This is a genomic window from Sphingopyxis sp. L1A2A (assembly GCF_005502465.1).
GTDB lineage: Bacteria > Pseudomonadota > Alphaproteobacteria > Sphingomonadales > Sphingomonadaceae > Sphingopyxis.
Window position 1 is genome coordinate 1 of record NZ_SCOT01000038.1, and the last position, 23697, is coordinate 23697.

General features: G+C 65.8%; 23 protein-coding genes and 1 pseudogene. 13 read left to right on the plus strand and 11 right to left on the minus strand.

Features of this window, described 5'->3' with window-relative positions; genetic code table 11:
• Positions 1-176: 176 nt before the first annotated feature.
• Both FFS68_RS15375 and FFS68_RS15380 read left to right on the plus strand, forming a co-directional pair.
• Positions 177-2345, plus strand: coding sequence for a primosomal protein N' (locus FFS68_RS15375; protein WP_137754076.1), 2169 nt, complete (start codon positions 177-179; stop codon positions 2343-2345).
• 69 nt (positions 2346-2414) lie between these two features.
• On the plus strand, positions 2415-3953 hold the full coding sequence (locus FFS68_RS15380; RefSeq protein WP_137754077.1) for a hypothetical protein: 1539 nt from the start codon (positions 2415-2417) through the stop codon (positions 3951-3953).
• Between the two features lie 3 nt (positions 3954-3956).
• On the opposite strand, the gene FFS68_RS15385 is transcribed toward FFS68_RS15380, so the two are convergent.
• From FFS68_RS15385 to FFS68_RS15395, 3 genes are read right to left on the minus strand one after another with little or no spacing between them, the layout of a single operon-like run.
• Complete coding sequence (locus FFS68_RS15385; protein ID WP_137754078.1) at positions 3957-4715, minus strand: isocitrate lyase/phosphoenolpyruvate mutase family protein; 759 nt, start codon at positions 4713-4715, stop codon at positions 3957-3959.
• Positions 4715-5749 (minus strand): bifunctional DNA-binding transcriptional regulator/O6-methylguanine-DNA methyltransferase Ada, encoded by a 1035-nt coding sequence (gene ada, locus FFS68_RS15390; RefSeq protein WP_137754079.1) that lies wholly within the window; start codon positions 5747-5749, stop codon positions 4715-4717. Before ada ends, FFS68_RS15385 begins: the two co-directional genes overlap by 1 nt.
• Before the next feature lie 2 nt (positions 5750-5751).
• A complete protein-coding gene (locus tag FFS68_RS15395) occupies positions 5752-6216 on the minus strand; it encodes a DUF1203 domain-containing protein (protein ID WP_137754080.1) in 465 nt (154 codons plus the stop codon).
• A gap of 165 nt (positions 6217-6381) precedes the next feature.
• Between FFS68_RS15395 and FFS68_RS15400 the strand changes: the two genes are divergently transcribed.
• Together FFS68_RS15400 and FFS68_RS15405 are read left to right on the plus strand one after the other, a co-directional pair.
• Positions 6382-7203, plus strand: coding sequence for a DUF2306 domain-containing protein (locus FFS68_RS15400; protein ID WP_137754081.1), 822 nt, complete (start codon positions 6382-6384; stop codon positions 7201-7203).
• Positions 7204-7256: 53 nt separating this feature from the next.
• Positions 7257-8786, plus strand: coding sequence for a serine protease (locus FFS68_RS15405; RefSeq protein WP_171003909.1), 1530 nt, complete (start codon positions 7257-7259; stop codon positions 8784-8786).
• Here the strand turns inward: FFS68_RS15405 and FFS68_RS15410 are convergent.
• From FFS68_RS15410 to FFS68_RS15420, 3 genes are read right to left on the minus strand one after another with little or no spacing between them, the layout of a single operon-like run.
• Positions 8783-9595, minus strand: coding sequence for an alpha/beta hydrolase (locus FFS68_RS15410; RefSeq protein ID WP_171003910.1), 813 nt, complete (start codon positions 9593-9595; stop codon positions 8783-8785). The genes FFS68_RS15405 and FFS68_RS15410 overlap by 4 nt on opposite strands.
• A gap of 46 nt (positions 9596-9641) precedes the next feature.
• Positions 9642-10205 (minus strand): hypothetical protein, encoded by a 564-nt coding sequence (locus FFS68_RS15415; protein WP_137754084.1) that lies wholly within the window; start codon positions 10203-10205, stop codon positions 9642-9644.
• A complete protein-coding gene (locus FFS68_RS15420; protein WP_137754085.1) occupies positions 10202-10879 on the minus strand; it encodes a dienelactone hydrolase family protein in 678 nt (225 codons plus the stop codon). The genes FFS68_RS15415 and FFS68_RS15420 overlap by 4 nt, the downstream gene beginning before the upstream one ends.
• Before the next feature lie 261 nt (positions 10880-11140).
• Here FFS68_RS15420 and FFS68_RS15425 point away from each other — a divergent pair, with 261 nt between their 5' ends.
• The 6 genes from FFS68_RS15425 to FFS68_RS15450 all read left to right on the plus strand — a co-directional run bounded on the left by FFS68_RS15425 (position 11141) and on the right by FFS68_RS15450 (position 17805).
• Complete coding sequence (locus FFS68_RS15425; RefSeq protein WP_137754086.1) at positions 11141-11707, plus strand: F0F1 ATP synthase subunit delta; 567 nt, start codon at positions 11141-11143, stop codon at positions 11705-11707.
• A gap of 39 nt (positions 11708-11746) precedes the next feature.
• Positions 11747-13276 (plus strand): F0F1 ATP synthase subunit alpha, encoded by a 1530-nt coding sequence (atpA, locus tag FFS68_RS15430; RefSeq protein ID WP_137754087.1) that lies wholly within the window; start codon positions 11747-11749, stop codon positions 13274-13276.
• Between the two features lie 98 nt (positions 13277-13374).
• Entirely contained in the window at positions 13375-14250 is an 876-nt protein-coding gene (locus FFS68_RS15435) for a F0F1 ATP synthase subunit gamma (RefSeq protein ID WP_137754088.1), read from the plus strand.
• 24 nt (positions 14251-14274) lie between these two features.
• On the plus strand, positions 14275-15813 hold the full coding sequence (gene atpD / locus FFS68_RS15440) for a F0F1 ATP synthase subunit beta (protein ID WP_137754089.1): 1539 nt from the start codon (positions 14275-14277) through the stop codon (positions 15811-15813).
• A gap of 45 nt (positions 15814-15858) precedes the next feature.
• The gene (locus FFS68_RS15445) at positions 15859-16116 is read left to right on the plus strand and encodes an ATP synthase F1 subunit epsilon (RefSeq protein ID WP_137754090.1); all 258 of its coding nucleotides are present in this window, start codon (positions 15859-15861) and stop codon (positions 16114-16116) included.
• 192 nt (positions 16117-16308) lie between these two features.
• On the plus strand, positions 16309-17805 hold the full coding sequence (locus FFS68_RS15450) for a CpaF family protein (RefSeq protein ID WP_137754091.1): 1497 nt from the start codon (positions 16309-16311) through the stop codon (positions 17803-17805).
• 140 nt (positions 17806-17945) lie between these two features.
• Here FFS68_RS15450 and FFS68_RS17975 read toward each other — a convergent pair whose 3' ends face one another.
• On the minus strand, positions 17946-18119 hold the full coding sequence (locus tag FFS68_RS17975) for a hypothetical protein (RefSeq protein ID WP_171003911.1): 174 nt from the start codon (positions 18117-18119) through the stop codon (positions 17946-17948).
• Between the two features lie 67 nt (positions 18120-18186).
• On the opposite strand from FFS68_RS17975, the gene FFS68_RS15455 reads away from it, so the two are divergent.
• A complete protein-coding gene (locus FFS68_RS15455) occupies positions 18187-19017 on the plus strand; it encodes a methyltransferase domain-containing protein (protein ID WP_137754092.1) in 831 nt (276 codons plus the stop codon).
• Positions 19014-19790 carry a leucyl/phenylalanyl-tRNA--protein transferase gene (gene aat, locus FFS68_RS15460; RefSeq protein WP_283214606.1) on the plus strand — a complete coding sequence of 259 codons (777 nt, stop codon included), beginning with the start codon at positions 19014-19016 and terminating at the stop codon, positions 19788-19790. Before FFS68_RS15455 ends, aat begins: the two co-directional genes overlap by 4 nt.
• A gap of 35 nt (positions 19791-19825) precedes the next feature.
• Here the strand turns inward: aat and FFS68_RS15465 are convergent.
• The 4 genes and pseudogenes from FFS68_RS15465 to FFS68_RS15480 form a co-directional block, all read right to left on the minus strand.
• Positions 19826-20227, minus strand: a pseudogene (locus FFS68_RS15465) (DUF2155 domain-containing protein); the annotation flags it as partial.
• Positions 20227-20610 carry an NADH:ubiquinone oxidoreductase subunit NDUFA12 gene (locus tag FFS68_RS15470; RefSeq protein WP_137754093.1) on the minus strand — a complete coding sequence of 128 codons (384 nt, stop codon included), beginning with the start codon at positions 20608-20610 and terminating at the stop codon, positions 20227-20229. The pseudogene FFS68_RS15465 and the gene FFS68_RS15470, both read right to left, overlap by 1 nt.
• Before the next feature lie 60 nt (positions 20611-20670).
• A complete protein-coding gene (locus tag FFS68_RS15475; protein ID WP_137754094.1) occupies positions 20671-21132 on the minus strand; it encodes a DUF192 domain-containing protein in 462 nt (153 codons plus the stop codon).
• A 33-nt stretch (positions 21133-21165) separates the two neighbouring features.
• Positions 21166-21738, minus strand: coding sequence for a RecX family transcriptional regulator (locus FFS68_RS15480; protein ID WP_137754095.1), 573 nt, complete (start codon positions 21736-21738; stop codon positions 21166-21168).
• Positions 21739-21919: 181 nt separating this feature from the next.
• Between FFS68_RS15480 and FFS68_RS15485 the strand changes: the two genes are divergently transcribed.
• A complete protein-coding gene (locus FFS68_RS15485; protein WP_137754096.1) occupies positions 21920-23671 on the plus strand; it encodes a fatty acyl-AMP ligase in 1752 nt (583 codons plus the stop codon).
• The last annotated feature ends 26 nt before the right edge of the window (positions 23672-23697 follow it).

A 23697-nucleotide genomic window follows, 5' to 3' on the forward strand; every position in this document is an offset into this window, starting at 1 on the left:
TTAGGGGTGGGTGCGAGCGCTAGCGAGCCGAGGCAGAGCGCCGCCTTCGGCGGCCACCCACCCCCGACCCCTCCCTGGAAGGGAGGGGAGAAGAATGTCCGCAACTGGTCGCTAGCGGCCATCGCGAACCTCCACGCTTTCCTATTTTACCCGTCGCCCTATATCCTGCCCCACCCATGACCCGCACCCGCGTCCTCCTCCTCACCGCCGCCCTCGGCCCGCTCGACTATCGTGTCCCGCAGGGCAGCGAGGCGCCGCTCGGCAGCGTCGTGATCGCGCCGCTGGGGCCGCGGCGGATGGGCGGCGTGGTGTGGGAGGATGCCAGCTTCGGCGCTCCGCAAGCGGTCGGCGACAACCGCCTGCGCAATCTGTACGAAGTCGTCGCCGTTCCCCCGATCGCGGCGCCGCTGCGCCGTCTGGTCGAATGGACCAGCGACTATTATCTCGCCCCGCCGGGGTCGGTGCTGCGCATGGTGCTGCCCGGGGTCGCCTTTGCCGACGCCAAGCGCCCCATCGTCGAATATCGCGCTACCGGCGAAACCCCGAAGCGGATGACACCGCAGCGCATTGTCGCGCTGGAAAAAATCGGCGACCGGCAGGGCATGGTGCGCGAACTCGCCGCGCTCGCCGAGGTCAGCGAGGCGGTGATCCGCGGGCTGGTCAATACCGGTGCGCTCGAAGCGGTAACGGTATCGGCTGACCCGCTCTATCCTGAACCCGACCCCGCCTTCGCCCCGCCCGACCTGTCCGCCGAACAGACCGCCGCCGCCGCGCAGCTGACCGATGCCGTCGCCGCCGCGAAATTCGCGACGCTGCTGCTCGACGGGGTCACCGGGTCGGGCAAGACCGAAGTCTATATGGAGGCGATTGCCGCCGCGATCACTGCCGGAAAACAGGCGCTCGTCCTCCTCCCCGAAATCGCGCTGACCGAACCGATGCTGACGCGCTTTGCCGCGCGCTTCGGCTGCGAACCCGTTGCCTGGCACTCGGGCCTCCGCTCGACCGAGCGCCGCCGCGCCTGGCATGCGATCGCCAGCGGCGAGGCGAAGATCGTCGTCGGCGCGCGCTCCGCCTTGTTCCTGCCCTATGCCCGCCTCGGCGTCATCGTCGTCGACGAGGCGCATGAGACGAGCTTCAAGCAGGAGGACGGCGTCCATTATCACGCGCGCGACGTCGCGGTGATGCGCGGACATTTCGAGGGACTGCCGGTGGTGCTCGCCAGCGCGACCCCCGCGCTCGAAAGCCTCGCGATGGTCGAGGCAGGGCGCTATCGCCACATCGTCCTGCCCGCGCGCTTCGGCGGCGCCACCCTGCCCGATCTTGCCGCGATCGACATGCGCCGCGACCCGCCCGACCGTGGCCGCTGGCTCGCGCCGCCGCTCGTCGATGCGCTCGCCGACCGCCTCGCAAAGGGCGAGCAAAGCCTGCTCTTCCTCAACCGCCGCGGCTTTGCGCCGCTGACTTTGTGCCGCACCTGCGGCCACCGCATCCAGTGTCCGAACTGCACCGCGTGGATGGTCGAGCACCGCCTCGTCCACCGCCTCGCCTGCCACCATTGCGGCCATGTCATGCCGCCGCCGCGGCTGTGCCCCGAATGCGAGGACGAGGACAGCCTGGTCGCCTGCGGCCCCGGGGTCGAGCGCGTCGCCGACGAGATTGCACTGCGCTTTCCCGCGGCGCGCGTCGCGATCGTCACGTCGGATACTTTGTGGTCGCCCGCGAAAGCCGCCGAGTTCGTCGATAATGTCGAGGGCGGGCTGGTCGACATCATCATCGGGACGCAGCTGGTGACCAAGGGCTATCATTTCCCGAACCTGACGCTGGTCGGCGTCGTCGACGCCGACCTCGGGCTCGACGGCGGCGATCTGCGCGCATCCGAGCGCACCTTCCAGCAGATCGCGCAGGTCGCGGGGCGTGCGGGGCGCGGGGTGAAGCCCGGCGACGTGCTGATCCAGACCCGCGTGCCCGACGCCCCGGTGATGGCGGCGCTGGTCGCGGGCGACCGCGACGGCTTCTACGCCGCCGAGGCTGCGGCGCGCAAACATGCCGGCGCGCCGCCCTATGGCCGCTTTGCCGCGCTCGTGATTTCGTCGGAAGACATCGAGGTCGCGCGCGGCGTCGCCCAGCGGCTGGGTGCCAAGGCACCGGTCGCCGAGGGGCTCGCGGTCTATGGCCCCGCCCCCGCCCCGCTCGCGATGCTGCGCGGCCGTCACCGCTTTCGCCTGCTGCTCCACGCCCCGCGCAGTTTCGACCTGCAGGGGACGATCCGCGACTGGGTCGCCAGCATCGACTGGCCCAGCAAGGCGCGGCTCGCGATCGACATCGACCCCTACTCATTTGTGTAACAAAGTGAGGGCTTTACTCGCCCCGGACGGGCTGGCAGCATCGCCCGCAATGATATGAAGGGTATCAACATGCAGAAAGCCGGCTTCGGCCTGATCGCCGTCATCATGATGACCGGAATGACGGGCACCGCCGAAGCCAAATGGCTGCGCGCCGATACCGAGAGCTTCATCATCTATAGCGAGAGCGGCGAAAAGCCGCTGCGCGAATTTGCCGCGAACCTGCAACGGTTCGACACCACGCTGCGCCTCGTCTTCAACGTCGCCCAAAAGGGCGAGGAGAGCCGCCTGCCGATCTATCTGCTGCCCAGCCGCGACGATGTGGCGCGGCTGGCGACGGGCTCGCGCAGCGCCCCGGTTTCGGGCTTTTACCGGCAAGACCGCGACGGCAGCTTTGCCCTGTCACACCGCCAGAGCGGCGGCACCTTGCCCGGCACCTCGGCGGCGCAGCAAGTGCTGTTCCACGAATATAGCCATCATTTCATGAAGCGGCATCTGCGCGTCGCCTTTCCGGGCTGGTTCATCGAAGGCTTTGCCGAATATTATTCGACCGTCGATTTCGACAAAGAGGGCCGGGCGATGATCGGCCAGCCCGCCCATCGCCGCGGCTATGGCCTGCTGATGCTGCCCAAGATGCCGGCCGAACGCGTCCTGCTGGAACCGCCGGGCGCGATGCGCAGTCGCGGCCAAACCGACGTCTATTACGGCCGCTCGTGGCTGCTGACCCACATGCTGTTCCATGATGCGGCGCGCGCCAATCAGGTCAACACCTATACCAATGCGATCAACGCCGGGATCGAACCGCGCAAAGCGGCGACCGACGCCTTCGGCGATCTCGCGCAGCTCGACAAGGATCTCAACCGCTATGTCGAGGGACGCCTGTCGTATCGCACGACGCGCGACCCCGTGCCCGTATCGACCGCCATCAAGATTACGCCCTTATCGGCCGACGAGGACGCCGTGATGATGCTGCGGCTCGAACGGCTGAACGTCCGCGGCGACAAGCCGCGTTTGACCAACGTGCGCGACGCGCTGCGCGCACTCGCCGCGAAACTGCCGACGAATCCCGACGTCCACTACGAGCTGGCCGCCGCCGAATGGGACATCGCCCCCGCCGCCCGCGATCTGGGCGCGATGCGCGCCGCGCTCGACAAGGTGCTCGCCGCAAAGCCCGAACATGTGCGCGCCAATGTCCTGCTCGGCCAGCTTCAGCTGTATGAACTGCGCCAGAAGGGCGAAACCGATCCGGCGGCATGGCGCGCCGCGCGGCGTCCGATCCAGATCGCCAACCGCGCCGACCCCAACGACCCGATCCCGCTCCATGCCTATTTCCAGAGCTTTCTGACCGAAAGGACGCGGCCAAGCGATATGGCGATCAAGGGGCTGGAACGCGCCTTTGTCCTGACGCCCGAAAATCTCAGCCTGCGCAGCGCTTATGCCGTCTCGCTCGCGCATCTCGGGCGCTTCGAGCCCGCGATCAACCTGGCCAAGACGGTTGCGTTCGACCCGCACGACAATGGCCGCGGCGATGCATTGCTGAAGCGGATCGAGACGATGCGCGACCGCGGCGTCACTGAGGCTGCACAATCACCCGACGACGACGGCGACTGACCGTCAATAATCGGGTTCTGCACCGCCCAGAACTTGGGCGGCCTGCGCCGTGAGCCACGCCATCGCCGCCGCCCACGGCTGATGCCCGTGGCTGATCCGCGCGACGCCCAGTGCGGCAAGCTCCTGGTGCGTCGGCCCGCCCTTGCCGCGCAGGATGTTGACCGGCAGCGGTGACGCGTCGCAGATCGCGCCGATGCATTTCGGATCGAGCAGGAAGGGAACGAACAGCGACCCCGCCCCGGCGTCGGCATAAGCGCGGGCGCGTTCGAGCGTCGCGGCGACCAGCGCGTCGCCGTCTCGCGCCGCGTCTTGCCCGCGAAACGTATCGCAGCGGGCGTTGACGAAGATGCCGGTGGCGGTCGCGGCACGGTAACGCGCGGCGGCTTCGGCGATCGGCAACAGGTCCGATTGGCCGGGCAGCCGGTCCTCCATATTAATCCCCGCCGCGCCCGCCGCCGCTGCGTGGGCGACCGAAACTCCGACCGCCGCCGGATCGGCGCCATAGCCCGCCTCCATGTCGATGGTGACCGGCAGATCGGTGACCGACAGGATGCGCGCCAGATTTTCGAACACGTCGGCGAGCGGGAAATCCTCACCGTCGGCGCGGCCCTGCGCACCCGCGACGCCAAAGCTGCCCGTCGCGATCGCTTTCGCGCCCGCCGCGGCGACCGCCTTCGCGCTCCCCGCATCCCAGATATTGACGAGGATCAGCGGATCGCCGGGGATGTGGAGCGCGCGAAATTCAGCAATTTTGTCGGCCATCAAAAAGTCTCCCGTTTGAGCAATTCTTCCTTGATCGGCAGGCCATAAGCATAGCCGCCGAGCGTCCCGTCGCTGCGCACCACCCGGTGGCACGGGATCAGCACCGCGACATTGTTGGCGCCATTGGCGCTGCCCGCGGCGCGCACCGCTTTGGGCCTGCCGACCGCGGCGGCGATGTCGGCATAGCTGCGCGTTTCGCCTGCCGGGATTTTCCGGAGCTCACGCCACACTGCTTCCTGAAAGGCGGTGCCCTTCACGTCGATCGGAATATGGTCAAAGCCGTTTACCGGCGCCTCAACCGCGTCAACGACCTGTTTCAGCAGAGCTTCAAACTCTTCGCCGCCTTCGACCAGGATCGCGGCGGGGAAACGCTCCTCGAGCGCCTCGCGCCCTTCGTCGAAGCTCAGGCGGCACACGCCCTTGTCGGTCGCCGCGACGAGCATGTCGCCGAGGCTGGTCGGGACCACCGCCCAGTGGATCGTCACGCCCCTGCCGCCACCCACCCACGCCGATGCCGTCATCCCCATTCGCCCCTCCATATTGTCGTAGAAGCGCGACGGCCCCGAAAAGCCGGCGTCGTAAATCGCGTCGGTCACCCGGTTGCCGTCGCTGAGCGCCTGTCGCGCCCGTTCGTCGCGCAGCGCGCGGGCATAGGCGGCGGGCGACAGCCCGGTGTGGCGGGTAAAGACGCGCTGGAAATGCGTCGGCGAATAGCCGGTGCGCGCGGCCAGGTCGCCAAGCGCGAGCGGTTCCTCGCTGGTCTTGATCGCCGCGATTGCCTTGATCACCGCATTTTCGTCGCGCGCGACATCGTCGGGAAGGCAGCGTTTGCATGGGCGCAGCCCCGTGGCGCGCGCCGCGTCGCCGTCGGCGAAGAAGCGGACATTCTGGCGCAACGGATGGCGCGCCGCGCAGCTTGGCCGGCAATAGATGCCAGTGGTCAGCACCCCGGTGACGAAACGGCCGTCCTGCGCCTTGTCGCGCGCCTGCACCGCTTCCCAACGCTCGTCGTCGGTCATGGCCTTGAAGTCCATGGTCAATTCCTTTCGATTCGCGCGGCAAAACAGCCATAGGCGGCGTTGTGCGCATCGATATAGGATATGCCCTCGTCGGCGAACAGGTCACGGATCGCGCCATCGGTCTCGCCCGGATCCGCGAGCCGTGCGGTTTGCAGCATTCCGGCGCTGTCAAAGGCGCGCAGCGCGAGGGGGCGCCCCTCGAACACCGGGGGCAGTTCGTCCCGATAGGTCGCCGCTTCGACGTCGGGCCGGACATAAATCGCATAGGCACTGCGATATGGCGTATCGACATCGTGGCTGGTGTGATGGAGCAGGATCAGCGCCTCGCCCGCGCGCGCATCCTCCAGACTGATCCGGCACGGAAAGCCGCGATCGGCGGTGGCGGTGACGCGGCGCGCGTTGCGCGCGGCGAGTTCGGCATCGCTCATCGCAAACAATGGCGCGAAGCGGTCGGGGCTGAGCCCTTCGACAATGTAGGTCATCGGACCATCCTTTCTGACTGTCCGGCGTCAGATGCCACGGCGCCGATCACGCCGCGTCCCGATGCTTGCGCTCAAAGCATCGCGCTATAGTGTGTTACTGTATTATATCATTGACTCACCCCTGAGCGCAGGCCATTCTACGCCTCGAATTTGGGGAGTCCCGCCATGGCGACCATCGACGCATCGATCACCTCCGCAAAGCCCGGGCGTGCCGCCGACTGGCTCGGCCGCGCCGCGACCTTTTGCTATCTGGCCATTGCCGCAGGGCAGCTGCTGTTCGTCGCCTTCATCCTGCTCCATTATTATCCGCCGACGCTGAGCGGCAATTTTGCCGAATGGAACGACAAGCCGGTCATCACCGGTTTCGTCGCGGGCGACAGCGCGGGCAATCTCTTCTTTGCCGTCCATGTGCTGATGGCGGCGGTGCTGACCTTTGGCGGGCTGGTCCAGCTGATCCCGGCGATCCGCAATCGCTGGCCCGTGCTGCACCGCTGGAACGGGCGGCTGTATCTGGTCAGCGCGCTGACCCTCGCGCTCGGCGGCTTGTGGATGACGTGGGGGCGCGGCAGCTGGCTCAACCTTGTCGGCGCGTTCGGCATCACCCTCGACGCGCTGTTGATCCTCGTCTTTGCCGCGCTGACGTGGCGGACCGCGCGCGCACGCCGCTTCGTTGAACACCGCCGCTGGGCGATCCGCCTGTTCGCGGTCGCCAGCGCGGTATGGTTCATGCGGGTGGGTTATATGGCGTGGGGGATGGCAACCGGCGGCGCCGGGATCGGCCGGGCGATGGACGGGCCGTTCGACATGGTCCTGGCGTTTGGCAATTCGCTGCTGCCGCTGGCGATCGCCGAACTCTATCTGCGCACCGGCGCCCGCGGCACCCCCGCGGCGCGTCAGGGTGTCGCGGCGTTGCTGGTGGTCAGTGGTGTCATCATCCTGGGCGGCAGCGCCGGGGCGTGGATGGCGATGTGGGGTCCGTATATCTAGGGTAGGACATGGCCCGGCTTGCCTTCACGCGGCGCCCGGTTAGGGTGCGCGGCATGACCCGCCTTGTCCTCATCCTCCTCACCCTCTTCGCCCTCATCCTGCCCGCGCATGCCGCCGACGACATCAGCGCCGCGTCGCGCAGCGTCGTGCGCGTCGTCACCGTCGCGATGGTCGACGGCGAGGTTGTCGGGTTCGGGCATGGCAGCGGCATCGCAATTTCGCCGACGCGGATCGTCACCAACGCGCATGTCGTCGAATCGGCGGCCAAATATCCGAACAATGTCGCGCTGGGCGTCGTCCCGTCGGAGGGGCAGAAAAGCTATGCCGCCAAGCTGATCGCGATCGACACCGCGCGCGACCTGGCGCTGATCGAGATCACCGAAGCGCGGCTGCCGACCGCGGCGATCTATACCGGCCCGCTCGAATCGGGCGCCGATGTCGTCGCGCTGGGCTATCCGGGCAATGTCGACCTGGCGACCGCGCGCAGCGCCAACGACTATATCACCCCGCGCACCCCGACGCGCAGCGAAGGCAATTTGTCGAACACCCAAAGCGTCGACGGCGTTGCGATGCTGATCCACACCGCGAAAATCTCGCGCGGCAATTCGGGTGGACCGCTGGTCGACGGGTGCGGCCGCATCACCGGCATCAACACCGCGATCACCCGCGCCGACGACGGCGATTCGCCCTTTGCCTTTGCGATCGCGGGGCGCGAACTCACCCGCTTCCTGACCGACGCGGGCCAGTCCTACGCCAGCGTCGGCACCCCGTGCCTGTCGCTGGCCGAGGCCGACGCCCGCGACCGTGCTGCGATGGATGCCGAGAGCCGCGCCAGCGCCGAGGCCAATGCCGCCAAAGACGCCGCGGCGCAGCTCGACCGCGACCTGAAACAGGCGCGCGCCGAGGAAGAAGCCCTGGCGTCGCGCGAAAACCGCATCGCGCTGGCGGGCGTGTTGTTCGTGATCGGCGCGCTGGCGGCGGGTGCCGGGCTGCTCTTTTACAGCCAAAAAAATATGCGCAACGCAAAGATCGCCGGCGGTGCAGGCGCGGCGCTGATGCTTGGCGCCGCGATCCTGTTCGTCACCCGCCCCGACGCGCGCGCCGAAATCGCGGCGGAAACGGCGCCGGTGGCGGCCGCAGGCGAACCCAAATTGGCCGCGGGCAATTTCCTGTGCACGATCCGCACCGACCGCAGCCGCATCACGGTGTCGGCAACCACCGATGTGCCGGTGACGATCGGCGCCGGCGGCTGCGTCAACGACCGCACCCAATATGCCCAAGGGTCCGACGGTCGCTGGCAACGGATTCTGGTGCCGAACGACGAGGCGACGGTCACCGTCGCATCGATCGATGCGACGGGACGCGACTACCGGGTCGACCGCTATCTGCTCGACGCCGAAACGATGACGAAGGCCCGCGAAATCCGCGCCGGAGTCAGCCTGAAAAGCTGCACCGCCGACCCCGACGCGCTCGCCGGATTCGCGGCGCAGCAGGACGCGATCCGCAGCGCGCTGCCCGCCAGCCCCAACGAACGGCTGGTCTATCGCTGCCAGCCCGCGACGGGCGGCGCTGCCGGAAGCTAATCCCTTGATTGTGGTGGACCGTCCGCCAACTCGTTAACCCAGCCCACCAAAATCGCCTGCGCCGCCGCAGTGTAGGCCAGCTCGTGCCCGACGCCAGCGACCAAGGCCACCTTCGCATCGGGCCGCGCGCGTCGTAGCCGCGCCAAATTGGCGGGCTTCACCAGCGTATCGGCGTCGCCGTGCATCAGGAACACCGGCGCCTTCACCTGCGCCAGCTTGCCGACGTTATCGAAGCGGTCGCGCACCAGCCAGCGCGGGACGAAAGGCATCGCTTCGCCCACAACATCGGGCAGGCTCGAAAAGCCCGACACGAGCATCAACGCGGCAACATCATGACGCAGCGCCATTTCGGTCGCCGGCCCTGACCCGATCGAATTGCCGACGATGATGACATCGCCCGCCGCGACCCCTTCGGCCGCCAGCCAGCGCCACGCCGCGTCGCCATCGCGGTACAGCCCCGCCTCCCCCGGCGATCCCGGGTTGCCGCCATAGCCGCGATATTCGGCGAGCATCAGCCCGTTGCCGTTCGCCGCGAGCCCGCGCGTCGCCTCGATCGCGCCGAGCAGATTGTCGCCATTGCCGTGGAAGAAGAGGATGGTGCGCCGACCCGGCTGGGCGGCGCGATAGAAGGCAGAAAGCCGCAGCCCGTCGTCGGTCTGCGTGTGAACCAGCCGAAACCCCGGCGGCGGTGTCTGCGGATATTGGCTCGGCGCCGGAAAGATCAGCCCCCGCTGCTGGGTGTAGAGCAGCGCTATGGCAACCAGCACGAGCACCAGCGCAAAGGTCAACAAATTGAGAACAATCTTCACCGTCTGGCGCAGCCCTGCGCTCTGCCGCTACTGATGAAGATGCTTCTCATTCCTCAAGGGCATTTTCGTTCGCGCGAAGATCATAGGAATTGCCCGCGCCGACCCACGCAATCTCGCCATCCAGTTCAGGCACATGGACGCCGTCGATAGTCCCGACCGAGAACAACCGGTCGCCGTCGGTGAAAAAATGTTCGCAAACGGTCTTATCGACTGCCATTTTCGCAAACTCTTCCTTGAATATGCCAAGCAGCTTTTCCCCGGCAGGTTTCTCATAGAGCTTCGTGCCGATCATCAGTCGCATTCGGTCGATATCGTCCTGCTGGGGACGGCTGCAAAGCGCACCATCGTCGACCCAGCTGCGCAAGGGGAATGCGATAGCCAAATCCGGTTCGTTGTTGATGGGTATCATCATCACTCCAAGGATTTCACCATTCTCGCTGAACCGGAATAGCGCTCCGGCTTCGCATGTCTTTGCCTTGTGATCCGGCGTGTCGCAGTACAGCTTTCCAACCCGCGCTTCCGCGAGCGGATCGGTGACGCGTTGCCATTCGGGGCCGAGACCAAAGGTCGCGCCGCTCGCGACCAAAAATAAAGTCGCAAACATACTCACCCCCCGCAAGCCTTGAACAGCATCAGCGTCCGCTCGCGCGCCAGTTCGGCGCTCGGTTCGTGATAATCCTTGCGCCGGTCGCTGTTGAAACCGTGGCCCGCCTCATAGACAAAAATCTGCGCGGTCGGATGGTCCTTTGCGATCAGCGCCTCGACCCCGTCCATCGGGATGCCGCCGTCGAAGCGGCCGAAATGGGCGATGGCAGCGCAGCGCGGCGCCTCGTCCTTGAACTTCGTCGGCACCAGGCTGCCGTAGTAGGCGCTCGCCGCGGCGACATCGGGGCTGATCTGCGCCATCCGCCATGCGACCGACCCGCCGTAGCAAAAACCGGTGATGAACACCGGGCCTTTCGATTTGAGCACGTCGATACACGTCTGCGCATCCTTCAGGCTCTGCTCGAACGGGTGCAGCTCGCGCGCCAGTTGCACGGCGCGTTCGAACTGCGGCCCCGAATAGTCGCTCTCGAACCCCGGATGCTCGCGGTCGAACAGCGCAGGCGACAGCACCTCATAGCCGTCGGCGGCATATTCGTCGCACAGCTCGCGGATGTGGTCGGTGACCCCGAAAATTTCCTGCACGAGCACTAGCCCGCCCCGGCGTTCGCCGGTCGGCTCGGCGTGATAGACCGCGATCTCGGCGCCATCGTCCATCGTCATCCGAATCATCTCGCCCATGCACCTAACTCCTCTTCCGTTCGTGCTGAGCTTGTCGAAGCGCAGTCCGTCTTGGGCGCCTTTTGGAGAAAGAGCGGCCCTTCGACAAGCTCAGGGCAAACGGCTTTCGCGACGGACTCGGATTCACCCCACCCCCGCCTTGCATTGCAACAAAATCGTTGCTAGGCGCGCCGCGACTTCGCTGCGGGGGATATTTCCGAATATCCGCTTAAAACCCGCGCGGCCCATCCCCCACGGGATCGTAGCAAAGGACTTTCACGCGTGGAGAATTCCGGCGGCATTCAAGGCAACATCACGGCGGGCCTCGCGGGCCGCTATGCGGTCGCTTTGTTCGATCTGGCGCGCGAATCGAACGCGATCGACGCGGTCGCCAAGAGCCTGAGCGACCTGCGCGCAGGCCTGGCCGAATCGGCCGACCTGTCGGCGCTGATCGCCAGCCCGGTCGTCGGCCGCACCGACGCCGCCAACGCGGTCGGCGCGGTGGCCAAGGCGATGAAGCTCGATTCGCTGACCGCCAAATTCCTTGGCGTGCTCGCCGAGAATCGCCGTCTGGCTGATCTGCCCAAGATGATCGATGCGTTCGACGCGATCGTCGCGAACCATCGCGGCGAAGTGACCGCCAAGGTCACCAGCGCGCACCCGCTGTCCGCCGAGCAGCTCAAAGAGCTGACCGCGAACCTCAAATCCCGTGTCGGGCGCGACGTTTCCGTCGCGACGACCGTCGATCCCGCCATCCTCGGCGGCCTCGTCGTCCAGCTGGGCAGCCAGCTGATCGACGGCAGCATCCGTACCCGTCTCAATAGTTTCGCCCAGGCGATGAAGGGCTGAAAAGCCCGACGCCCAAATGCCCCGATGAAAGGCTAAACAATGGAAATCCGCGCCGCTGAAATCAGCAAGGTCATCAAGGACCAGATCGCCAATTTCGGCACCGACGCCACGGTCAGCGAAATCGGTCAGGTGCTGTCGGTCGGCGACGGCATCGCCCGCGTCCACGGCCTCGACAATGTCCAGGCCGGTGAAATGGTCGAATTCGCCAATGGCGTGCAGGGCATGGCCCTGAACCTCGAAGCCGATAACGTCGGCATCGTGATCTTCGGCAGCGACGCCGAGATCAAGGAAGGCGACCAGGTCAAGCGCACCGGCACGATCGTCGATGTCCCCGTCGGCAAGGGCCTGCTCGGCCGCGTCGTCGATGGCCTCGGCAACCCGATCGACGGCAAGGGCCCGATCAAGGCCGACAAGCGTATGCGCGTCGAAGTAAAGGCGCCCGGGATCATCCCGCGCACCTCGGTCCACGAACCCGTCCAGACCGGCCTGAAGGCGCTCGACGCGCTCGTCCCCGTCGGCCGCGGCCAGCGCGAACTGATCATCGGCGATCGCCAAACCGGCAAGACCGCGGTGGCGATCGACACCTTCATCAACCAGAAGGAAGCCAACGCCGGCACCGACGAATCGAAGAAGCTGTATTGCATCTATGTCGCGGTCGGCCAGAAGCGTTCGACCGTCGCGCAGATCGTCCGCCAGCTCGAAGAAAATGGCGCGATGGAATATTCGATCGTCGTCGCCGCGACCGCGTCGGAACCCGCCCCGCTGCAGTTCCTGGCGCCTTATACGGGCTGCACGATGGGCGAGTTCTTCCGCGACAACGGCATGCACGCCGTGATCGTTTATGACGATCTGTCGAAGCAGGCCGTCGCCTATCGCCAGATGTCGCTGCTGCTGCGCCGCCCGCCGGGCCGCGAAGCCTATCCGGGCGACGTTTTCTATCTGCACAGCCGCCTGCTCGAACGCGCCGCAAAGATGAACAGCGACAATGGTTCGGGCTCGCTCACCGCGCTGCCGATCATCGAAACCCAGGCCGGTGACGTGTCGGCGTACATCCCGACCAACGTGATTTCGATCACCGACGGCCAGATCTTCCTTGAAACCGGCCTGTTCAACGCCGGTATCCGCCCGGCGATCAACGTCGGCCTGTCGGTGAGCCGCGTCGGTTCGGCCGCACAGACCAAGGCGATGAAGAAGGTGTCGGGCTCGATCAAGCTCGAGCTCGCGCAATATCGCGAAATGGAAGCCTTTGCGCAGTTCGGTTCGGATCTCGACGCGTCGACGCAAAAGCTGCTCAACCGCGGTTCGCGCCTGACCCAGCTGCTCAAGCAGCCGCAGTTCCAGCCGATGCCGTTCGAGGAACAGACCGCGTCGATCTTTGCCGGCACCAACGGCTATCTCGACCAGGTCGCGACGACCGACGTGTCGCGTTACGAACAGGCGATGCTCGCCTATCTGCGCAGCGACCACGCCGGCGTGCTGAAGACGATCCGCGACACCAAGGATCTGGGCGACGACGCCAAAAAGGGTCTGGTTGCCGCGCTCGAAGCGTTCGTCAAGATTTTCGCATAAACAACTACCCTCGTTATTCCCGCGAAAGCGGGAACCCAGGGCGACACAGCACTAGGTTCCCGCGTTTGCGGGAATGACGAAGAAGAGGAACCGATAGAGTGGCATCACTCAAGGAACTCAAAGGTCGCATCGTCTCGGTCAAATCGACCCAGAAGATCACCAAGGCCAAAAAAATGGTCGCCGCCGCCAAGCTGCGCAAGGCACAGGCCGCGGCCGAAGCCGCGCGCCCCTATGCGCAGCGGCTCGAAGGCGTCGTGGCCAGCCTGGCGTCGAAGGTCGGCGGGTCGGATAGCGCACCGCAGCTGCTTGCCGGTACCGGCAAGAGCGACACCCACCTGCTCGTCGTGCTCAACAGCGACCGCGGCCTCGCCGGCGCGTTCAACTCGAACATCGTCAAGGCGGCGCGCGACAAGGCGCTCGAGCTGCAGGCCGAGGGCAAGAAGGTCCTCTTCTACCTCGTCGGCCGCAAGGGCCGCCCGGTCATCGCGCGCCTGTTCGCAGGCCAGATCACCGAGCAATATGAAACGACCGGCATCCGCGACATCGGCTTTGAACAGGCGCACGACATTTCGGCCAAGGTCATGGAGCTTTACGAGGCCGGGGCGTTCGACGTCGCGCACCTCTTTTATTCAAAGTTCCGTTCGGCGCTGCTCCAGGAAGCGACCGGCCAGCAACTGATCCCGGTTCCCGCCCCCGCCCAGGCTCCGGCATCCGGCGGCGCCGCGGTCGAATATGAACCCGACGAGGAAGCGATCCTCGCCGACCTGCTGCCGCGCAACATCACGATCCAGATTTTCAAGGGTCTGCTGGAAAACGCCGCGTCCGAACAGGGCGCGTCGATGACCGCGATGGACAATGCGACGCGCAACGCGGGCGACCTGATCAACAAGCTGACCATCATCTATAACCGCACGCGTCAGGCGGCGATCACCACCGAACTCATCGAAATTATTGCAGGCGCGGAAGCGCTCTAAGCTATCCAAGCAAGGAAGAAGACCATGGCAACCGCTCCCGCTCCCGACAAGAAGGCTCCCGCCAAAAAGGCCGCCGCGCCCAAGGCCGCTGCGCCGAAGAAGGCCGCCGCCCCCAAGGCTGCCAGCACCGGCACCGCCACCGGCCGCATCGCGCAGGTCATCGGCGCCGTCGTCGACGTCCAGTTCACCGGCACCCTGCCCGCGATTCTGAACGCGCTCGAAACCGAAAACAACGGCAACCGCCTGGTTCTCGAAGTCGCGCAGCATCTGGGCGAGAACACCGTCCGGACGATCGCGATGGACGCCACCGACGGCCTGACCCGCGGCCAGCCGGTCACCGACACCGGCGCGCAGATCACCGTGCCGGTCGGCCCGCAGACGCTCGGCCGCATCCTCAACGTCATCGGCGAGCCGATCGACGAGCGCGGTCCGGTCGTCACCGACCTCCGCGCGCCGATCCACGCCAAGGCGCCTGAGTTCGTCGACCAGTCGACCGAATCGAGCATCCTCGTCACCGGGATCAAGGTCATCGATCTGATCGCGCCTTATGCCAAGGGCGGCAAGATCGGCCTGTTCGGCGGCGCCGGCGTCGGCAAGACCGTGCTCATCCAGGAACTGATCAACAACATCGCCAAGGGCCATGGCGGCACCTCGGTGTTCGCGGGCGTCGGTGAACGCACCCGCGAAGGCAACGACCTTTATCACGAATTCCTCGACGCCGGGGTTATCGCCAAGGACGCCGACGGAAACCCGACCCCCGAGGGATCGAAGGTTGCGCTGGTGTTCGGCCAGATGAACGAACCCCCGGGCGCCCGCGCCCGCGTCGCGCTGTCGGGCCTGACGATCGCCGAATATTTCCGCGATGTCGAAGGTCAGGACGTGCTCTTCTTCGTCGACAACATCTTCCGCTTCACCCAGGCGGGTTCGGAAGTGTCGGCGCTGCTCGGCCGTATTCCCTCGGCCGTGGGCTATCAGCCGACGCTGTCGACCGACATGGGCGCGCTGCAGGAACGCATCACCTCGACCAACAAGGGCTCGATCACCTCGGTGCAGGCCATTTACGTTCCCGCGGATGACTTGACCGATCCGGCGCCGGCAACCTCGTTCGCCCACTTGGACGCGACGACGACGCTGAACCGCGCGATTTCGGAACTCGGCATCTATCCGGCGGTCGATCCGCTCGATTCGACCAGCCGCGTGCTGACCGCCGCGATCGTCGGGCAGGAGCATTATGAAACCGCCCGCCGCGTTCAGGAAACGCTGCAAAAGTACAAGTCGCTGCAGGACATCATCGCCATTCTCGGCATGGACGAGCTGAGCGAAGAAGATAAGCTGGTCGTCGCCCGCGCCCGCAAGATCCAGCGCTTCCTGTCGCAGCCGTTCCACGTCGCCGAAGTCTTCACCAACATCCCCGGCAAGTTCGTGGCGATCGAAGACACGGTGAAATCGTTCAAGGCGGTGGTCGACGGCGAATATGACCATCTGCCCGAAGCGGCCTTCTACATGGTCGGCGGCATCGACGAAGCGGTCGCCAAGGCCGCAAAGCTCGCCGAAGACGCGTAACAAACCTGTGCCCCTCCCTATGCGGGAGGGGTTTGAGGAACCAAAATGGCTCTGAAGTTCGAACTCGTCACCCCGGCCCGCCTTGAGCGGTCGATCGAGGTTTACATGGTCACCGTCCCCGGCAGCGAGGGCGACTTCTCGGTGCTCGAAGGCCATGCGCCCTTCATGGCGACGCTGCGCAACGCGCCGCTGACCATCTATGCCACACAGGGCGCCGCGCCCGAAGTGATCGAAGTCGAAGGCGGCTTTGCCGAGGTCAACGAGGCGGGCCTGACCGTCCTCGCCGAGCATATCGCCAGCTGATAATTTCGCCCGTCCACGGCGATTCAAAGCCCGCATCCCCGTCGGATGCGGGCTTTTTTTGTGTCCGCACGGCAATCGCCCGCCGCATTAGGACAATGTCAAAGTTTCCACTTTATTCACCGTGTCGGATGGGGGTGCGTCAGCGACACGCGGCGACGCCTCTGACAGGATTTGGAAAGCAGGACAAAGCGAATGAGTGCATTCGGACGCCGACCCGGAACCGCTGGCCGCCCCGCCTTTGGCGTGGCCAAGCCGATGCAGGGTGGATCAGGCGTGCCCGGCGGCGCCCAATTCCCGGCGATCGACACGCCGCCTGCGATCGACATTCCGCAAATGCCGTCGAACCTGTCGCCCGAAGAAGAGGCGATGGAGCGGCTGAACCAGCGCTCGACCGCCGATATGGCCGAGCCAGAAAAGGCGCAAGGATTCGAAGCCAGCGTCCACAAGATCAAGGAACAGGTGTTGCCGCGCCTGCTCGAACGCGTCGATCCCGAAGCCGCGGCGACGCTGTCGAAGGACGAGCTGACCGAGGAATTCCGCCCGATCATCCTCGAAGTGCTCGCCGAACTGCGCATCACCCTGAACCGCCGCGAGCAGTTCGCGCTCGAAAAAGTGCTGGTCGACGAACTGCTCGGCTTTGGCCCGCTCGAAGAATTGCTCGCCGATCCCGATATTTCGGACATCATGGTCAACGGCCCGTACCAGACCTATATCGAAAAAAAGGGGCAGCTGATGATCGCCCCGATCCAGTTTCGCGACGAACAGCATCTGTTCCAGATCGCGCAGCGCATCTGCAACCTCGTCGGCCGCCGCGTCGACCAGACCACCCCGCTCGCCGACGCCCGTCTGAAGGACGGCAGCCGCGTCAACGTGATCGTGCCGCCGCTCAGCTTGCGCGGCACCGCGATCTCGATTCGTAAATTCTCGGCCAAGCCGATCACGCTCGACATGCTGTGCCAATGGGGCGCGATGAGCCAGAAGATGTGCACCGCGCTGAAAATCGCGGGCGCCAGCCGCTTCAACATCGTCATCTCGGGCGGCACCGGTTCGGGTAAAACGACAATGCTCAATGCGCTGTCGAAAATGATCGATCCCGGCGAACGCGTGCTGACGATCGAAGATGCCGCCGAACTCCGCCTGCAGCAGCCGCACTGGCTGCCGCTCGAAACGCGCCCCGCCAACCTCGAGGGCAATGGCGCGATCCACATGGGCGATCTGGTCAAGAACGCGCTGCGTATGCGCCCCGACCGCATCATCATGGGCGAGGTTCGCGGCGCCGAATGTTTCGATCTGCTCGCCGCGATGAACACCGGCCACGACGGCTCGATGTGTACGCTGCACAGCAACAGCCCGCGCGAATGCCTCGGCCGTATGGAGAACATGGTTCTCATGGGCGACATCAAGATTCCGAAGGAAGCGATCTCGAAGCAGATCGCCGACTCGGTCGACCTGATCGTCCAGATCAAGCGTCTGCGCGACGGGTCGCGCCGCGTCACCAACGTCACCGAAGTGATCGGCATGGAAGGCGACGTCATCGTCACCCAGGAATTGTTCAAGTTCGAATATCTCGACGAGGACAAGGACGGCAAGATCGTTGGCGAATATCGCGCGATGGGCCTGCGCCCCTATACGCTGGAAAAAGCGCGGCAATATGGCTTTGATCAGCCGTATCTCGAGGCTTGTCTGTAACCCTTATCCCTCTCCCCTTGCGGGAGAGGGTTGCGCAGACTTGCCAGCTTACTGGCTAGTCGAAGCTGGGTGAGGGATTCAGACCTGGCGCGCAAAAGCCGCGGCATAACCCTCATCCAACTCCGCCAAGTTCTTCTAAATCAAGGCTTTAACGCAAAGGCCGCCGCGAATATCGCGACCGCCACCCCCGCCAGCGCAATCCCTCGCCACGGCATGAATCCGACCGCATCGACGTCGCGCCGGTTGCGGCGGCGATAGTCGGCGACCTCGGCGGCGACCGCCACCACGGCGCCCGCGGCACTGACAATCAGCATCGACCCTTGCATTGACGCGCGCACCTTCGCAAACAGGGGAACGTCCCCCTAGAGAGAGGTTGCCCATATGCGTCCGCTATTGATTGTTGCAAGTGCCGCTTTAGCCATTGCCATCCCTGCCGCCGTATCAGCCGACCACCATGGTGGCGGTGCCCATGCGGCCAAGCCCGGCGACGCGATCGCCGCCGCGGTCGCCGCGCCGACCCGCACCCCCGCCAACCTCGCCCGCGATCAATATCGCCACCCCGCCGAAACGCTCGCCTTCTTTGGCGTCAAGCCCGGCGACACGGTGGTCGAACTGTGGCCCGGCGGCGGCTGGTACAGCGAAATCCTGGCGCCGCTGAGCAAGGCCGGCGGCGGCACCCTGTATGTCGCGGCGCCGTGGGAGCGCGGGCTCAACCGCATCAAGGCCAAGCAAACCGAGAATGCCGACGTCTATGGCGCGATGAAACTCGCCGAATTCCCCAATGCCGGCACCAATCCCAAAGTCCCCGACGGCAGCGCCGACGTCGTGCTGACCTTTCGCAACGTCCACAACTGGCGCTTCGACGGCGCCGACAATACCGCCAATGCGTTCAAACAGATTTTCGCGATGCTGAAACCCGGCGGCACGCTGGGGGTGGTCGAGCATCGGCTGAACGAGAGCGACGATGCCGCGAAGGAAGAAAAGTCGGGCTATATGAAGGAAAGCTCGATCATCGCCTTTGCCGAGGCGGCGGGATTTGAGCTGGCCGGCCGCAGCGAAATCAACGCCAATCCCAAAGACACCAAGGATTATGCCAAGGGCGTGTGGACGCTGCCGCCGGTGCTGACCGAGGGCGAGGCCGACCGCGCGAAATATGTCGCAATCGGCGAATCGGACCGCATGACGCTGAAATTCGTGAAGCCGGCAAGCTGAAGCATTTTGAATCCATCGACCCTGCGCTGCTGCTGAGTGCCTATGCGCAGGGTATTTTCCCGATGGCCGACGGGGCGGATGACCCGTCGGTCCATTGGGTCGAACCGCGGCTGCGCGCGATCCTGCCGCTCGATGGCTTTCGCCTCTCGCACAGCCTGAAAAAGACAATCGTCGCCGACCGCTTTCGCATCACCACCGACCGCGCCTTTGCCGACATGGTCGCGCTGTGCGCCGAGCCCGCGGGCGACCGGCCGACGACGTGGATCAACCCGGTGATCAAGGCGAGCTACGACCGGCTGTTCCAGATCGGCCATGCCCACAGCGTGGAATGTTGGCACGACGGCGAGCTCGTCGGCGGGCTTTACGGCGTCTCGCTCGGGCGCGCCTTTTTCGGCGAATCGATGGTCAGCCGCGCCCGCGATGCGTCGAAGGTCGCGCTCGCGCACCTCGTCGCGCGGCTCATCGCGGGCGGCTGGAAATTGCTCGACTGCCAGTTCATCACCCCGCATCTTGCCAGCCTGGGCGCGATCGAAATCCGCCAGGCCGATTATCTCGCGCGGCTCTATTCGGTGTTGGCGGGCGGCGACGGTGCGGCTGGGGGCGCCGGAGCAGGCGCCGCGGGCGTATCACCGCCCTCGCCGCCGTTCGTCGCGGGCGATTGGGGCGCGCTCGACGCCTTGGGCGCCGCTGCCGCGCCCGATTTCGTCGCGGCGGGCGCCACCGGCTCGCCGCCGGGATATGTCATCGCACAGCTTTTGACGAACACGTCATAGATCGGGTGCTGGATGATATTGCGGTCGGGCCGCTCGCGGAAAATCCAGCCCGAAAACACCCGTCGCCATTTGTCGTCGCGCTGATCCTGCACCGTCAACTGGACGAACGCCCCGGTTTCGGGCGGGTCTTCCCACGGCGCGGTTTGCTCGCACGCGCGCAGCCGGACGATCGCCCGGCCGACTCGCACCACATTGCCCGGCTTCATCTCCAGCTCGCGGACCAGCCCGTTGCGTTTGTTGAGCAGGCCGACCACCGCGACGCGCTCGGCCATCGGGGTCGCGCCCTCGATGCCGCCGACTTCCTGCGGGACGCGCTCGGATTTGGCGACGGTCGGCACCGTCGCGCTGCCATTTCCTTGCGACGGCGTCCGGTCGCACGCGGCGAGCGCGGTCGCGGTCAGCAGCGCGATCAGCGCGGTCGTCGTCCGCCGTGACATTATTCGCCGGGCCGCCAGGCCTCGTAATCGCCGGTCGCCGCCGCGCGCTGGCCGCCGCGTTCGAGCGCCCCGGCCGGGCGATAGGCGCCGGTGCTGCCGGTCAGGTTCGCACTCGGCGCCTGTTCCCACGCGCGCGGCGCGGGCAGCATGTCAGTCGGCAATTCGTCGAAGGTGCGGTGCAGCCAGCCGTGCCATTCGGGCGGCACCCGGCTGGCGTCGTTCGATCCGTTGTAGATCACCCAGCGGCGATCGCCCTTTTTGGCGCGGAAATAGCGGTTGCCCAGGCTGTCCTCGCCGACCTGCGCGCCGGTTTTCCAGCTGTTCAGCAATGTGCCGACGGTCGCGCCGTCCCACCAGGTGAAAATCTTGCCGAGGATGCTCATGGCGAGGCGTTTACAGGCAAGGCTATGCGGTCTGCAAGCCGCAAACCGTGCGCCGTAACGCTATTTCCCGTCTTTCCACGTCACCTTGGCGGTCTCGTCGATGTTCAACCGCGCCGCGGTGCCGCCGGCAAGTTCCAGCACCGCGCTGACCTCGCCGCCGCTGACCACCGGTTCGAGCGATTCGGGGATGGTGTTTTCGGCGATCCGGTCGATGCTGCCGTCGGCACGGATGAAGATCATATCGAGCGGAATCAGCGTGTTCTTCATCCAGAAACTGCCGATCCGCGGCTTTGCGAACGGGAACAACATGCCGCCATCGGCGGGCAGGCTGGTGCGGAACATCAGCCCCTGGTCCTGCTCGGCATCGGTGCGCGCAACCTCGACGTTAAAGCGGTGGGCCTGGCCCTTGGCGGCAATCGTGACCGGGATCGTCTGGGCGCGTTCCGCCTCGCTGGCGTCCTGGCTGCACCCCGTGATCGGCACGGCGAGCGACAGGGCAAGGGCGGTCAACAGGGCACGCATGGCAGATCCTTATCCCGATACTCTCGCCCCGCCCTAATCGAGCCCCGCTTCGTCGTCCAGCGCCGCCAGCGCCGCTTCGTCGCCCGGCGCGATCGCCAGGATACGCCGCGTCAGCGCCATCGCGTGCCCGGCGCGCAGAAACGCCGCAACCTGCCGCTCGCGCAGCTTGGGATCGGCGACCGCAACCGCCCCGAACGGTCCGAACCGCCGCCGCCGCGCAAAGCCGAGCGCCGCCGACAGCGCCGCACCTTCGGCGGTCTCGATCGCCTCGCCGCTGTCTGCAGGCGCGATACCGTCGACATAGAGCTGCGCCTTCACCCGCCGCGCCCCCAGCCCGCGCCGCGTCATCGCCCCCGCGCGCATGACGGCATATTGGCGGTCGTTCAGGAACTGCAATCGCTCCATCCGGTCGGCCACCGCCTCGCACGCCGCCATCGCGTCGATATCGTCGGTCCAGTCGGATTCGCGAATTTTTCGAGACAGATAGCGCATCAGCTTGGCGCGGCTGGTGGCGAATCGCGCGACATAGGCCAAGGCCAGTTCGTCGAGCCGCGCCGCGCCGAGGGGCCTTTTTGAACGGTCATATGGCGCGCGCTGCTTGGGCATGTGCCATGTTTATGCCACAGTCGGGCCTGATTGAGAACGATCAGCGCCGCCATATCGGGCAAGATAGCCCGAAAACGGGCGATTTTGTTCCAACTGTTTAGGGATCGCGCAGGGCACCATGACACAGAAAGATGACATGCTTGTTGCCGCGCGCCCCATTTCGCGGGATGTCGCACCCCTTATGACCGATCAAAATGCTATTCCGGCGGACGAGCTTCAGCCGACGCCGACCCTGTGCGCCCAGCCGCGCCGCTTTTCGGACTTCGCCACCGTCGGCGAAGCGCTCGACTATGCGGCGACCGGCAGTCGCGGGCTCAATTTCCATGACCCGCGCGGCAAGCTGGTGCGCCCCTATCCGTATCGCGAGCTGAAGGACGACGCCGTCCTCACCGCCTATCGGCTAATCGCCGCGGGGGTGAAGCCCGGCGACCGCATCGCGCTGATCGCCGAAACCGGCGCCGAATTCGCCGCCTTGTTCTTTGGCACCATCTACGCCGGGGCGTGGCCGGTGCCGCTACCGCTGCCGACCAGCTTTGGCGGTCGCGACAGCTATGTCGGCCAGCTGGTCGTCCAGCTCACCAGCTGCGACCCGACGATGCTGTTCTTCCCGCCCGAAATTGCGGCGATGGCGGTCGAGGCGGCCGAATCGCAGGCTGTGCTGCCGGTCGACTGGAGCGAATTTGCCGCCAAGCCGGCCCCGGTGGCCGACCTGCCGGCCCAGCAATCGGGCGAAACCTGCTATCTGCAGTACAGCAGCGGCTCGACGCGGTTCCCGCACGGGGTTGCGGTCACCCACGCCGCGCTGCTCAACAATCTGGCCGCCCACAGCCACGGCATGGAAGTGCAAGACAGCGACCGCTGCGTCTCGTGGCTGCCCTGGTACCATGACATGGGCCTTGTCGGCTGCCTGTTGTCGCCGGTCGCCAATCAGGTGTCGGTCGACTATTTGAAGACCGAAGATTTCGCGCGCCGCCCGCTCGCCTGGCTCGATCTGATCAGCCGCAACACCGGTACGACGCTCAGCTATTCGCCGACCTTTGGGTACGACATCTGCGCGCGCCGCGTGTCGAGCCAGACGCATGTCGCCGACCGCTTCGACCTGTCGCGCTGGCGCGTCGCCGGCAATGGCGCCGACATGATTCGCCCCGACGTGATGCAGAGCTTTGTCGATGCCTTTGCCGACGCCGGGTTCAGCGCCAGCGCCTTCCTGCCGAGCTATGGCCTGGCCGAAGCGACGCTGGCGGTCAGCATCATGCCGCCGGGCGAAGGCATCGTCGTTGAACTGGTCGAGGAAACCGAGCTGTCGGGCGCCGCCAATGATGCCGGCCGCCCGACGCGCTATCGCGCCATCGTCAACTGCGGCCGCGCCGCGCGCGACATGGTGATCGAGGTCCGCGACGAACTCGGCAATGCGCTGCCCGACCAGACGGTCGGCAAAGTGTGGTGCAGCGGCCCGTCGCTGATGACCGGCTATTATCGCGACCCCGAATCGACCGCCGCGTGCCTCGTCGACGGCTGGCTCGACACCGGCGATATGGGTTATTTGTCAGACGGTTACATCTATATCGTCGGCCGCGCCAAGGACATGATCATCATCAACGGCAAGAATCACTGGCCGCAGGACATCGAGTGGGCGGTCGAACAATTGCCGGGGTTCAAATCGGGCGACATCGCGGCGTTCGCGATCACCGCGCCGGGGGGTGAGGAAACCCCTGCGGTGCTCGTTCAGTGCCGGACCAGCGACGAGGCTGAACGCATCGCGCTGCGCGAGACGATTCGCGACCGCGTCCGCGCCATCACCGGCATGAATTGCCTGATCGAGCTGATCCCGCCGCGCACCCTGCCGCGGACCAGTTCGGGCAAGCTCAGCCGGTCGAAAGCGCGCGCGCAATATCTGGCCGGGGAAATTCAGCCTTTTGCGATGGCCGCCTAGCGCCAGAACCCAGCCAACCCGCTGAC